The sequence below is a fragment of the Alcaligenes sp. MMA genome, assembly GCF_020907215.1.
Lineage (GTDB): Bacteria > Pseudomonadota > Gammaproteobacteria > Burkholderiales > Burkholderiaceae_B > Alcaligenes > Alcaligenes aquatilis.
In genome coordinates this window covers 1,364,979-1,377,089 of record NZ_JAJJPP010000001.1, presented here as the reverse complement: position 1 = coordinate 1,377,089, position 12,111 = coordinate 1,364,979, and the positions used below count along the sequence as shown (strand labels likewise).

At 57.6% G+C, this 12,111-nt stretch carries 14 protein-coding genes; 11 read left to right on the top strand and 3 right to left on the bottom strand.

All coding sequences use genetic code 11. From position 1 onward, the window contains the following. Nucleotides 1-32: 32 nt before the first annotated feature. The 8 genes from moeB (at nt 33) to LNA76_RS06245 (ending at nt 8,954) form a co-directional block, all read left to right on the top strand. The gene (gene moeB, locus LNA76_RS06280) at nt 33-1,205 is read left to right on the top strand and encodes a molybdopterin-synthase adenylyltransferase MoeB (protein ID WP_413544473.1); all 1,173 of its coding nucleotides are present in this window, start codon (nt 33-35) and stop codon (nt 1,203-1,205) included. A gap of 19 nt (nt 1,206-1,224) precedes the next feature. Continuing rightward, nucleotides 1,225-1,632, top strand: coding sequence for a Mov34/MPN/PAD-1 family protein (locus LNA76_RS06275; RefSeq protein ID WP_003801262.1), 408 nt, complete (start codon nt 1,225-1,227; stop codon nt 1,630-1,632). A gap of 71 nt (nt 1,633-1,703) precedes the next feature. Then, a complete protein-coding gene (locus tag LNA76_RS06270; RefSeq protein WP_094196490.1) occupies nt 1,704-1,976 on the top strand; it encodes a MoaD/ThiS family protein in 273 nt (90 codons plus the stop codon). A gap of 83 nt (nt 1,977-2,059) precedes the next feature. Further along, a complete protein-coding gene (locus LNA76_RS06265) occupies nt 2,060-3,874 on the top strand; it encodes a CoA transferase (protein WP_230018472.1) in 1,815 nt (604 codons plus the stop codon). Next, nucleotides 3,871-5,532 (top strand): AMP-binding protein, encoded by a 1,662-nt coding sequence (locus LNA76_RS06260; protein WP_230018470.1) that lies wholly within the window; start codon nt 3,871-3,873, stop codon nt 5,530-5,532. Before LNA76_RS06265 ends, LNA76_RS06260 begins: the two co-directional genes overlap by 4 nt. After that, the gene (locus LNA76_RS06255) at nt 5,529-6,722 is read left to right on the top strand and encodes an acyl-CoA dehydrogenase family protein (protein WP_094196493.1); all 1,194 of its coding nucleotides are present in this window, start codon (nt 5,529-5,531) and stop codon (nt 6,720-6,722) included. The genes LNA76_RS06260 and LNA76_RS06255 overlap by 4 nt, the downstream gene beginning before the upstream one ends. Continuing rightward, nucleotides 6,719-7,909, top strand: a complete 1,191-nt coding sequence (locus LNA76_RS06250) for an MFS transporter (RefSeq protein ID WP_230018467.1) — start codon at nt 6,719-6,721, stop codon at nt 7,907-7,909. Before LNA76_RS06255 ends, LNA76_RS06250 begins: the two co-directional genes overlap by 4 nt. 4 nt (nt 7,910-7,913) lie before the next feature. Continuing rightward, a complete protein-coding gene (locus LNA76_RS06245; RefSeq protein WP_230018464.1) occupies nt 7,914-8,954 on the top strand; it encodes a hypothetical protein in 1,041 nt (346 codons plus the stop codon). A gap of 207 nt (nt 8,955-9,161) precedes the next feature. On the opposite strand, the gene LNA76_RS06240 is transcribed toward LNA76_RS06245, so the two are convergent. After that, nucleotides 9,162-9,536 (bottom strand): DsrE family protein, encoded by a 375-nt coding sequence (locus LNA76_RS06240; RefSeq protein ID WP_094196495.1) that lies wholly within the window; start codon nt 9,534-9,536, stop codon nt 9,162-9,164. A gap of 22 nt (nt 9,537-9,558) precedes the next feature. Continuing rightward, the gene (locus LNA76_RS06235; protein WP_108727377.1) at nt 9,559-9,903 is read right to left on the bottom strand and encodes a carboxymuconolactone decarboxylase family protein; all 345 of its coding nucleotides are present in this window, start codon (nt 9,901-9,903) and stop codon (nt 9,559-9,561) included. A 119-nt stretch (nt 9,904-10,022) separates the two neighbouring features. Between LNA76_RS06235 and LNA76_RS06230 the strand changes: the two genes are divergently transcribed. From LNA76_RS06230 to LNA76_RS06220, 3 genes are all read left to right on the top strand, one after another. Then, on the top strand, nt 10,023-10,334 hold the full coding sequence (locus LNA76_RS06230) for an ArsR/SmtB family transcription factor (RefSeq protein ID WP_094196497.1): 312 nt from the start codon (nt 10,023-10,025) through the stop codon (nt 10,332-10,334). Between the two features lie 99 nt (nt 10,335-10,433). Further along, nucleotides 10,434-10,631, top strand: coding sequence for a YgaP family membrane protein (locus tag LNA76_RS06225; RefSeq protein WP_094196498.1), 198 nt, complete (start codon nt 10,434-10,436; stop codon nt 10,629-10,631). Between the two features lie 154 nt (nt 10,632-10,785). Further along, nucleotides 10,786-10,974 (top strand): hypothetical protein, encoded by a 189-nt coding sequence (locus LNA76_RS06220; RefSeq protein WP_009454580.1) that lies wholly within the window; start codon nt 10,786-10,788, stop codon nt 10,972-10,974. Between the two features lie 222 nt (nt 10,975-11,196). On the opposite strand, the gene LNA76_RS06215 is transcribed toward LNA76_RS06220, so the two are convergent. Then, nucleotides 11,197-12,033, bottom strand: coding sequence for an AraC family transcriptional regulator (locus LNA76_RS06215; protein WP_230018462.1), 837 nt, complete (start codon nt 12,031-12,033; stop codon nt 11,197-11,199). Between the last annotated feature and the right edge of the window lie 78 nt (nt 12,034-12,111).

Genomic DNA, 12,111 nt, shown 5'->3' with positions numbered 1-12,111 from the left:
TCGTATTCATATGTATTTAACCAGGAGTCATGATGACCTTGCCCCCTTTAGTTGAACCCGGTGAGCCCTTAAGCCGCGAAGAGGTGAACCGTTATAGCCGTCACCTTTTGATTCCCAATGTGGGCATGGAAGGCCAGCGCCGCATCAAAAATGCCAAAGTGCTGGTCATCGGGGCGGGGGGCCTGGGTTCGCCCACCTTGCTGTACTTGGCCGCGGCCGGGGTGGGCACACTGGGCATCATCGACTTTGACCGGGTGGATGAATCCAACCTGCAGCGCCAGATCATTCACACCGTAGACAGCATTGGCGAGCTGAAAGTGGAAAGCGCCAAGCGTGCGATTCACCAGCTCAACCCCCACATCAAGGTAGAAACCTATACCGACCGCTTGGAACCGGATATGGCGGTCGAGCTGTTCTCGCGCTACGACTTGATTCTGGACGGCACCGATAACTTCGCGACCCGCTATCTGGTCAATGATGCGTGCATGCTGGCCGACAAACCCTATGTCTGGGGTTCGATTTTCCGCTTTGAAGGCCAGGTCTCGGTGTTCTGGGAAAACGCGCCCGGTGGCATAGGCTTGAACTATCGTGATCTGTACCCCGAACCGCCACCCCCCGAGCTGGCTCCCTCTTGCGCGCAGGGCGGGGTGTTTGGTGTCTTGTGCGCCTCGATTGCCTCCATCATGTCCACCGAAGCCATCAAGTTGATTACCGGCATTGGTGATCCTTTGATCGGTCGTCTGATCGCTTATGACGCATTGGATATGTGCTACCGCGAACTGCCTATCCGTCGCCTGCCCAATCGTACGCCGGTCACTGAGTTGGGTGACTACCAAACCTTCTGCGGCCTGAACCCACCTGCTGATGCTATGGCCATTCCCGTGCCTGTCATGACGGTGTTGGAGCTGAAAGAACGGCTGGACCAAGTGCAAGCCCCCGTCCTGGTGGACGTACGCGATCCCAATGAATGGGAAATCGTGAACATTCCTGGCGCCATTCTGATGCCCAAGTCTCCCACCGTCGCTGCCGAGATTCTGGCTGCCTTTGGTCCGAATGCGGATCTGGTGATCTCGTGCCGCTCCGGTGCGCGCTCCAAGGCCGTGTGCGAAGAGTTGATCAAGTTGAATGCCCCCAAGGTGCGCAATCTGGAAGGTGGCGTGCTGGCTTGGGTAGAGCAGGTCGCTCCCGAATTGGCGTCTTACTAAGTTCGGGAAGGAGCACATCATGGCCTTGCAGATTCGTCGTTCTGCCTTGGAACAAGTTCTGAATCATGCCAAGCAGGATCACCCCATCGAGGCATGCGGACTGATTGCCGCCCAGGAAGGCTCGCTGGTGGCTGAACGTGTGCTGCCCATGCAAAACCGGGCGGCCTCGGAGGTGTTTTATCAGTTCGATTCGCGCGAGCAATTTCAGGTCTACCGCCGTCTGGATGAGGACGATCAGGAGTGCTGCGTGATCTACCACTCTCATACCGCCAGCCAGGCGTTTCCCAGCAAGGACGACATTGATTTTGCGGGCCATCCCGAACTGCATTACCTGATCGTGTCCACCTGGGATCAGGCCACGGTGCCGGTTCGATCCTTCCGGATTATCGATGGCGGTGTGACCGAAGAAACCATTGTGATTGTCTAGGGAACAGCGTCGCTCCTAAGGGGGCGTGCGTCCCGGCTGTTGGAAACCACTATTTCAAAGGAGTTTTAAGCATGTCCATTTCAGTCTCTATTCCGACCTTACTGCGTCCATTGACGAATGGCGAGAAGAAAGTCCAGGCCCAGGGCACTTCGGTAGGCGAAGTGATCGAGCATCTTGAAGGTCAGTTTCCCGGCATCAAGGCACGTCTGATGAGCGGCGAAGACCTGCACCGTTTTGTGAACATTTACGTAAACGAAGAGGACATCCGTTTCAGCAATGGCCTGAAAACCGCCACCTGCGCTGGCGACAGCCTGACCGTACTGCCTGCCGTGGCAGGGGGCTAAGACCGCCTGGTCTGGATTTTCATGGTGCAAGTGCTGGTTTCTGTAATCAGCACTTGGCGTGTGCATCACTCTGGTTTGGAACTATGTCTGAATTACTACATGGCTGCGGATTACGTTGGCAGATGGGCTCACCGCCCCCGTACTGGCAGGGCTTGCCCGCTGCCTTGAGCCGTCAGGCCCGATTGCTGGGTTTGTCCGAGCAAACCGCAGGCCAGCAAGACGAAGCAGCATTCAGCCTGCATTCGCCTGATTTTGGAACGATTAGCACGCGTCTGGAAACCGAGGCGGGCGGCATGACGCAAGCCGCGATCAGCGAGCTGAGCATGCAGGCTGCCAGCGGTATCTTGTCCGTGCATGGACGCTCCAGTGGTCCGTCGGGTACCTTGGGCCTGGATTATCTGGCTGTACTCAGTTCAGCCATGAGCTTGCAGGCGACCTTGGCAGCCGCCTTGGGCCAGTTGCGTGGCGGACGTTTCTCCACGGTGTCGGTCTCGCCCTTGGCTTGTGGCTTGCTCAGTATCGGTCAGTATCTGGCCGGGGCAACGGCGGCCCAGGATCCCGAGCAGTTATTGGCAGGCAGCTACGATCCCGGCTTGCGGCCGCCCTTTGTCTCGCAAGACGGTGTGATCTTCGAGTTGGAAACGCTGGACCCCCGACCCTGGCGCGCCTTTTGGGAAGCGGTGGGCGTACCGGCTGATTTGGCTGGTCAGGCCTGGAAAGCCTTTTTGCTGCGTTATGCCAAGGCGGTGTGCCCTATGCCAGAGACGTGTTTACGCCGTTTGCGAGCGTTGAACTTTGCCCGCTTGCAGGAATTGGCCGTGCAAACAGGAATGGCCATTTTGCCGGTGCGTACACCGCCTCAACGCCAGAGCGATAGTGATTATGCGGCCTTGGCTGGTCTGTGGCAGCATCAGATTCATGCCGCGTCTGACTCCTTCTTGCGCGCCTTGCCGTCCAACGTCGATTTGCCCTTGCGCGGTTTGCGGGTAGTGGAGTCTTGCCGCCGGATTCAAGGGCCGATTGCCGGTCATTTGCTGGCGCTCCTGGGGGCGGAAGTGATCCGTCTGGAACCGCCCGGTGGCGATCCCTTGCGTGCCATGCCGCCTTGCGTGGATGGTTGTTCGGTGCGTTTTGATGCGCTCAATCAACTCAAGACGGTGCAGGAAGTGGACATCAAGTCGGCTCAAGGCCGCCAGGCCATTTACGAGCTGGTGAGTCAGTCCGATGTGTTCCTGCATAACTGGGCGCCGGGCAAGGCGGCCGAACTGCAACTGGATGCTCAGGACTTGCATGCGGTGCGCCCGGATCTGGTCTACGCCTATGCGGGCGGTTGGGGGCAGGAGCAAGTGGACGCACCGGGCACGGACTTCACGGTGCAAGCCTGGTCGGGCATTGCTCACACCATTTCTCAAACCTCGGATGCACGGGGTGGGTCTTTGTTTACGGTGCTGGATGTGCTGGGCGGCGTGATGGCCGCGCTGGGTATCAGTGCCGCCTTGCTGCGCCGGGGCCTGAGCGGGTCGGGCTTGCGGGTAGACAGTTCCTTGCTGGCCACGGCCGATCATCTGGCCCAGGCCGCCTCTCCTATTAGTAAAACCGGCGTGTCGGCGGTGTTCCAGACGGGCGATGGCTTTATGGTCATCGACTGCCAGGATCAAACGCATTTGCACGCGCTGGCCGGGTGGCTGAATGTGTCGCCCGATGCCGTCTGGACGGTCTTGCCGGATCGTCTTCTGTCCCAGTCTGCCCTGAGCCTGGAGGCGCAACTGGATGTGCTGGGCATACCGGCCCGCCACGTCCCAGGCAATCTGGCGCAACTGCGTGCTGATCCACGCCTGGCGTCCCATTTCCATGACAAGGGCTATTCGTCTGTTAATTCTCCCTGGAGGTTTGTATGAATCACGCTGGCATCATCGATCTGGTCCCCGCGTCATTGCGCCAACGCTGGATAGAGGACGGTACCTACCCGAACAAGCCGGTCTTTACGCTGTTCGCGGAAAAAGCCCAGGCCCATCCGGACAAGCTGGCGGTGCTCTCGCCACAAGGCAATATCAGCTATAGCGCCTTGATGGACGCGGCCTTGCGTCTGGCAGCTAATCTGCGTCGTGCGGGCATTATGGCGGGCGATGTGGTGGCCTATCAGCTTAGCAACCATTGGGTGTGCTGCGCCATTGACCTGGCCGCCGCCGCGTTGGGGGCGATTGTGGCGCCTTTCCCACCCGGACGGGGCAAGCTGGATATTCAATCGCTGGTGCGTCGTTGCGATGCACGGGCGGTGATTGTGCCGCATGAATATGCAGGCATTGATTTGTGCGACGTGATCGAGTCCTTGCGGCCGACGTTACTGTCCTTGCGTGTTCTGATCGTGCAAGGCCCATCGCGTCCGGGCTGGATGACCTTGGATTCCCTGTTCGAGGGCGAGCCTTTGGCCTTGTCCGAATTACCCGAGGTGTCCCCCAATTCGCCGGTACGTTTGCTGGTGTCCTCCGGTACCGAATCCGAGCCCAAGCTGGTGGCGTATTCGCACAATGCCCTGGTGGGCGGGCGCGGCCGATTCCTGCAACGCATTTCCCCCAACGATGTGGAGTTCCGGGGCATGTATCTGGTGCCGCTGGGCTCGTCGTTTGGCTCTACGGCCACCTTTGGCGTGCTGTGCTGGTTAGGTGGTTCTTTGGTGGTCTTGCCCAAGTTTGATGTACCTAGTGCGATTGCCGCCATCAATGCCTTCAAGCCTAGCTTCATTCTGGGCGTGCCCACCATGTTCCAGCGTATTGCGGCAGCGCCCGAGCTGGAAAAAGCCGATAAAGCCAGTTTGCGCGGCTTGATTGTGGGCGGCTCCGTCATTGACGAAGCGACCGTGCGCCGTTGCGTGGAAGCGTTTGAGTGCGGCTTTATCAGCCTGTACGGCTCGGCTGATGGGGTGAACTGCCACAACACGCTGGACGATCCCATCGACGTGGTCTTGAGCAGTGTGGGGGCCCCCAATCCGCAAGTGTGCGAGATCCGTCTGATTGATGACGAGGGCGCCGAAGTGCCGCACGGTGAAGTAGGCGAAATCACTGCACGCGGTCCCTTGAGCCCCATGCAATATGTGAATGCCCCGGAGTTGGATGCGCAGTATCGGGACGAGCAGGGTTGGGTGAAAACGGGTGATCTGGGCTATATCAATACGCAAGGGCAGTTGGTGTTGGCCGGTCGCAAGAAAGACATCATCATTCGTGGTGGCGCCAATATCAGTCCGGTGCAAATTGAAGGGCTGGTCATGGCTCACCCGGATGTGGTTACCGTGGCGTGCGTGCCGGTCCCCGATGCGGACCTGGGCCAGCGTATTTGCTTGTGCGTGACGGTGCGGGAAGGCGTGCCGCGTTTCTCCTTGAAAGAGATCACCGACTTCTTGCGTGAACAGGGCCTGGAAGTGAACAAGCTGCCCGAGTATCTGCGTTTTTACCGCAGCTTGCCGCTGACGCCTGCGGGCAAGATTGACAAGCGCGCCTTGGCTGCTGACGCTGCCGCTTTAGGTTCCGGGGCCAAGACTGCAGCAGGGATGGCCGCATGAGTCACTTTGCTATTTCCAGTGCGGCCTTGAGCCGCAAGCTGCGGCAGTTTGTGGATACCGAGATCATTCCTAACGAGGGCATTCTGGCTCAGGGGGACAATCTGGCCCGCGAGCTGACCCTGGACCTGACGCGTCGCGCCCAACAGGCCGGTTTGTTTGGCAGTTTCTACCCCATGCATCGTGGTGGTCGAATCGCCAGTTTGGTCGAATACTTGCCCGTGGCTGAACAAGAAGGGCGTTCTGAATATGGCCCCGGTATTTTCGGGGCGGATGCCACGCTGGACGCGTATATGTTGAGTCATCATGGCTCGGCCAGCGTCAAACAGCGCTTTTTGACACCCTTGCTCAAGGGCGATGCGGTGTCCAGCTATGCCATGTCCGAGCCGGACAGCATTGGTTCGATTCCCGCCACCATGCAATGTCAGGCTCGCCTGAAAGACGGGCAATGGCATGTGAATGGCCGCAAGTGGTTTATTTGCCGGGCGCAACTGGCCAGCTTTGCGACCGTGGTGGCGCGTAGCGCGGATGGCCCAGTGAATGAGTCCTTGTCCATGGTGATCGTGCCCACAGACGCAGCGGGCTTTAAAGTCGTACGCCCCTTGCCCTTGCTGGGACGTTATCAGGGGCAAAACGAGCTGTTGTTCGACAATGTGACTGTGCCTGAGGACTATGTTCTGGGCAGCGCCGGGCAGGGCATTGCCTTGATGCAAAAGCGTCTGGCCTTGGGCCGCATTTTGCGATCCGTGCAATGGTTGGGCTTGGCCCAACGCAGCTTTGACATCATGTGCGAGCGCATTCATTCAGAGCGTGGACAACAGGCCCGTCTGGCGGACAAGCAACTGGTTCGGGCGCGGGTCTATCAGGTGTACCGCGCCATTACTTCGGCCCGCTGCTTGCTGCGCGAAGCAGCCATCAAGTTCGATGCGGGTTTACCCAATTCGGTGGAGGTGAATGTGGCCAAGCTGGCGGCGTCGGATGCGGTCAGCGAGGCGGCAGACTCCGCCATCCAGATCATGGGGGCCGAAGGGTTGGCCGATTGGAGTCCCTTGTCCGGCATCTACCGGGCAGCGCGCACCACGCATATTCTGGATGGGGCGGACGATGCCTTGATCAGCACGGTTGGCAAGCACTTGCTGCAAGCGCACTCCGCCATTCAAGAGACAGTAGAGATGAACAAGGCAGTCGCATGATGTTATCGACACGGGCAGGTCGTTCACCCTGGGTGCTGGCCAGTTTGATGACGCTGGCGATGGGCATGCCCATGATGGTGTTTTACGCTATCGGCGTCCTGGGTCCGCAAATCATTCAGGATCTGGACATCTCGCGTGAACAATTGGGCTGGTTGACCACCAGCACCTTTGGTCTGGCTGCCTTGCTCTCGCCGTGGGCGGGGGCCTTGGTGCAGCGCATGGGTAATCGGCAAGGTTTGTTTTTGCTGTTCCTGCTGGTGGCCATGTCCTTTAGTTTGATCGCGGTATTGCCGGGTTTCTGGGGCGTGCTGACAGCCTTGCTTTTGTGCGGCCTGGCGCAGTCCTTGGCGAACCCGGTGACCAATCAGGCCATTGCCCAGTTGGTTCCGGCAGAGCGCAAGGCCGGGCTGGTCGGTATCAAGCAATCCGGCGTGCAGGCTTCGGCCTTGCTGGCCGGTTTGGTCCTGCCCACCCTGGCCTACAAGCTGGGGTGGCGGGGGGCGTTTGTGGTGTGGGTGCCTGCCATGTTGTGCCTGTCCTACTTTGCCTTGCAGCTTTTGCCTGCCAGAGCCAATACCGTTGCCGGCAGCATGTCCTGGCGCTTGCCTTGGCCCAGCCCACAGCTTTGGCTGTTGATGGCCATCCAGTTGTGCGCGGGTCTGGTGCTGTCGTCCTTCATCACTTTTCTGGGCGTTTTTGCCCAGCAGTTGGGTGTGTCGCCGTACTGGATCGGGATGCTGGTCAGTGGCTTTGGGGTGATGGGGATTGTGTCCCGCGTTCTTTTGACGCCTATCGCCGCCCGCTTCGGCGATGAAACCTTGCTGCTTGGCATCCTGTTTGTGATCCCGGTTGTGGCCTTGTTGCTGATGATGATGGCCGCCGCGGATAGGCTGTGGCCCTTGGGGGTAGGGGTTTTGGTGATTGGCTTGACCCTGGTTGCGACCAATGCAATTGCCATGAGTATGTTGTTGCGTGATGCCCGCTTTGGTGCTCCCGCCCGCACGGCAGGGCTTTTGTCCGTCGGGTTTTTTGGTGGCTTCGCCTTTGGCCCGCCCTTGTTTGGCGTGCTGCTGCGCTCGCCTGAAGGCTTTGCCGCCGCCTGGCCGTTTTTGATGGGTATTTTGGTGTGCGCCAGCTTATTGTGCCTGATTCTGTACCAGGTGCGTCGCATCGCGAAAGGAGAGTGATGCAATGTCTGTCGATGTCTTGGGATCAGTCAGCATACAGGCTATCTTTGCCAATATGGATCAGGTTGCCGAGCAATGTGGGGAGCAGTTTCCCTTGTTCAGACAGTCCTCGTCCGAGCAATGGACCCTGTCGCGGCGTGGATCCTGGTTGGGGGGCTTTTGGGCTGGATTATGGTGGCGACGTGCCCTGATCAGCGGTCGGGAGCAGGACAAGCGCCAGGCGCTGCGCTGGAGCCAGAAGCTGCAAGTCTGGCTGCAAGAGCCCAGTATCAATCGCAGCTTTGTGTTCTGGTATGGCGCTGGCTTAGGCAGTATCTGGCATGGGAATAGGCAGGCGGAAGCGAATGTAGATCTGGCTGCCCAAGCCTTGCTGAACAGTTTCGATGCCTCCAGTGGCTTCTGGCCCCTGGGTTCTGGGATGGGGGGCGGAGAATCAGGTAATCATATGTTGAATGTGGATGCGTTGGCGCCGACGCTGTTGGTGTTGAATGCACAGGGTGGGCCAGTGGCGCGTCAATTTGGGCAATGGCATGTGGATGCTTGTCTGCGTTACTTGCAAAAGCGTAGTGGAGCCTGGCGCGATACCGTCTTGCTACGCGGGAACGATGTGCTGGCCGAGCAGGGCGCTCAAACCTGGCAACGAGGGCAAGCCTGGGCCATGTTGGGCATGGCAAGCGCCACGCGTCTGTACGACAGAGCGTCCTATGCTCACGCGGCTTTGAAGGCTTGTCGCTATTGGCACGAGCGTTGGGGGAAATATGCACATGGCTTTTTGAGGCAGAAGTCCCCACTGAGTCCGGTGGACCGCTCGGCCTGGGCGATTGCTTCTTTGGCTATGTATGAGCTGTGGCAGATTTTGCCGGAGCAACAATGGCTGCACGAGCAATCGCGCCTGTATCTGGATGCCTTGCTGACCCCTGAGTTAAGTGAGACAGGGCGTTTTGTGGGGCATCTTTATAAGGTTGCGCCGGGGCAGTCGGAGTTAGTGGAGTCGGCTTGCGCCAGCTTCTTTTTGCTGGAGGCTTTGTTGGCGCATTTGGCTTGATGGACTGATAGCTCGGTTACTTGCCCCTTTGCGTGATCGAGGGGGCCGCGCGATCGATGGTGTGCGTTTCCTGGCCTAAGGCCGGTCCATAAAACGAGGATGCCAAGCACGATTGCCGTACGTAGTAGCAATATCCTGTCGTGCAGAAAAAGCAGGCCAACACACAGAAAGGGTGTTGGCCTGCTTGGCATTGGGCGATGCAGCGAATCAGGAAATCTGTAAGGACCCTGTTGCACCCATCAGCAGGTCGATCACATCCGGTGCGGTAATAATTTCAAAGCGTGGGTCCATCTGCTCGGCGCTTAGACCGTTATGCACCATGCAGGACTTGCACACAGCGATACGTCCACCTTGCTCCAGGTACTTCTTCAATAGATCTGCTGCCGGTTCAAAAGGCTCGCCAATACGGATCGGGTCAGCGGCGCCGGGTACACCCAGGGCGACCCCTTCCGCCATCAGAATCAGGCAGGCGCTATGTCCTTTCTGAACGGCATTGACCGCCATGGTCAGAGCCACGGTCACTTTGTCGGGATTGCCCTGTGCATGAAACAGCGTGGATACGAAAGCAGCGGGTTTAGGCATCACAGTTCTCCTTGTTTCCGGTTCAAGACTTGAATTCATTAAAAGCGGCAACCGCATTGGCGGCGTACATCACGGACGGGCCACCGCCCATATAAATGGCAACGCCCAAGGCGTCATGGACTTCCTCCAGGCTGGCGTTCATGTGCGCCAGTGCCTTGCTGTGAAAGCCAATGCACCCTTCGCAGCGCGTGGCCACGCCAATTGCCAAGGCTATCAGCTCCTTGGTTTTGGCATCAATAGCGCCACCGCTCATGGCTGCCTTGCCTATTTCCCCAAAGCCCTTCATGACATCGGGTTGTGTCTGGCGCAGTTGCGCCAGATTGCTGGAAATACCGTGGGTTAATTGTTTGTAGCTGGTTTCACTCATGCGTAAGGTCCTTTGTACTTAACAAAAGCAAAGAAATGCTGAAATTATTGACTGCATTAATTCAGTATATGCTAAATTAAGATTTATCTAAATTAATACGTAAAAAAGTTGGATAAACCATGATGCAACGCAAATCCGACATCGAGCTTTTGCAAGAAAGTGCTGATCAGGCGGCCGCCTTGTTGCAGGCGGTAGGTAATCCCAAGCGTCTGGTCATTTTGTGTCTGTTGATTCAGCAAGGCGAGATGAGTGTGGGAGCCTTGAACGAGATGGTGACGCTTAGCCCTTCGGCCTTGTCGCAGCATCTGGCACGCATGCGCCAGGAAGGTTTGGTCAGCTACCGGCGCGAGGCGCAAACCTTGTATTACCGGATTGAGGACCCGAACGTCGCCAAGTTGATTGGCACCTTGAAGGATATTTTTTGTCCCTGAACCGGCGGGTGTTAGGGGGCTGGGCAGCATCAGTATCCTGCGTGTAGGTACCTTCACCCGCTCCGTTTTTTCCTTACTTTTTTGTTGAGAGGATGAGCCATGAAAAGCAACGTCGGTAGTGTAGATCGTATTATCCGTATCCTTGTCGGTGTGGTGCTGATTGCGCTGGCAGTCACGAATGTCATCGGCTGGTGGGGCTGGCTGGGCCTGATTCCCCTGATCACGGGCCTGGTCGGTTTTTGCCCCTTGTACCCCATGCTGGGTCTGAGCACCTGCCCGCTGAAAAAGCGTCAGTAGGTCAGCCCCTATTGCCTGATAGCGGGGTATCCCCGCCTGCTCCTTGGGAAGGTTTATCCTGCTCAAGGAGCTTTTTTATTGCCTGAAAAACTGCTTTGGAGTTTGTACGATAACGCAGGCAGTGCGCCAGTCCTGTTGGAGTGGGGAGCGAAAGATGAATAAAGAAGATATTTCCAAAGCAAAGAACCCGGACTTGCGGGCGTCCCTGGCCGCCTTGGAGCGTGCCGCGCAGTCGGCACGTTTTGTGGCCATGCAAACCAATACCTCGGTGGTGTTGGTGGAGAACGGCAAGATGATCAAGCTCTCGGCAGAGCAATTGCGGCAGGAAGTCTGCAAGAGCTGATGATACTTGGTTGCTATCGCGGTTCTAGTCTGCTGGCGCCGTACTTTTGTCTCTGCTGAGCGGTTTGTTTTTTGAAGTGCTCAAGAGGGTGATGGGTCTTGTAGATGGGCCTAGGGGTAGTCGGATGAATATCCACATCGAGCATTCAATCAAGCAGGAAGCAGGTTGGCGGACTGAGTAGTTACTGCAGTCTGCCAAGCATTCTTGCCGTAGAGATCGGCTTCAGACCATGCCAGTATCATGCTCCCTATCAGGAGACTGGCTCAAGGTCGCCAAAAACTCTGAAGGCGGATAGGCAAAGGTCTTTTTAAAGGCCACTGAGTACGCGCTCAGGCTTTCATAGCCGCTTTCCAACGCCGCCTGCGTGATGGACTTGCCTTGCAGCAGAAACTGGATCGAGGCCATCAGCCGCATCTGTTGCCGCCATTTCCCCAGATTCATCCCCGTGCTTTTCAGAAAACGCCGATGCAGGGTTTTCGGCGTCAAGGCATATTGCTGCGCCACCTCATCCATCGTTTTTTGTTGGGCGGGCCAGCGCACCAGGTCTTCGCAAATCCGCCGCATCAAATCATCTTCCGGCCAGGGCAAATGAAAAGGCAGGGGATGGAGCACGCGCAGCTCTTCGATCAGTAGTTGCCCCAGCAGTGCGTCTCGTAAAGGTGGGTTCTCTTGCGGAACTACCTGCACCAGCGCGGCAATCAGTTCACGCACCAGTGGTGTGACATGGATCACGCAATCATGGTCCGGCAGTTGTGCGGCCAGAATTTCATCAATAAACAAACCATGCACATTCACTGCTGTGGTGGCGTTGAGCTGATGCGGCACACCGGGGCGCAACCAGACGGCCGTAGTAGGCGGCACCAGCCACTGGCCGGTATCGGCCTGCACCAGTAGCACTCCTTCAGTGGCATACAAAAGATGCCCACGGTGGTGGCGATGGCGGGGCACTTCATGCCCGGCCGGGTAATGCTCGATCACCCCGCTGACCAGCAAGGGCGAGGTATCGGAGTGCGACAAGTCCAGCGCCTGCCCACCGCGTTCAGGGGATGCGTAGCCCATATTCAGAAATGTCCAAAAAGATAAAACAAATGACTATTTTTTGATAGAAGGCCAAGTGACTTGCAGTCTAAAGTGCTT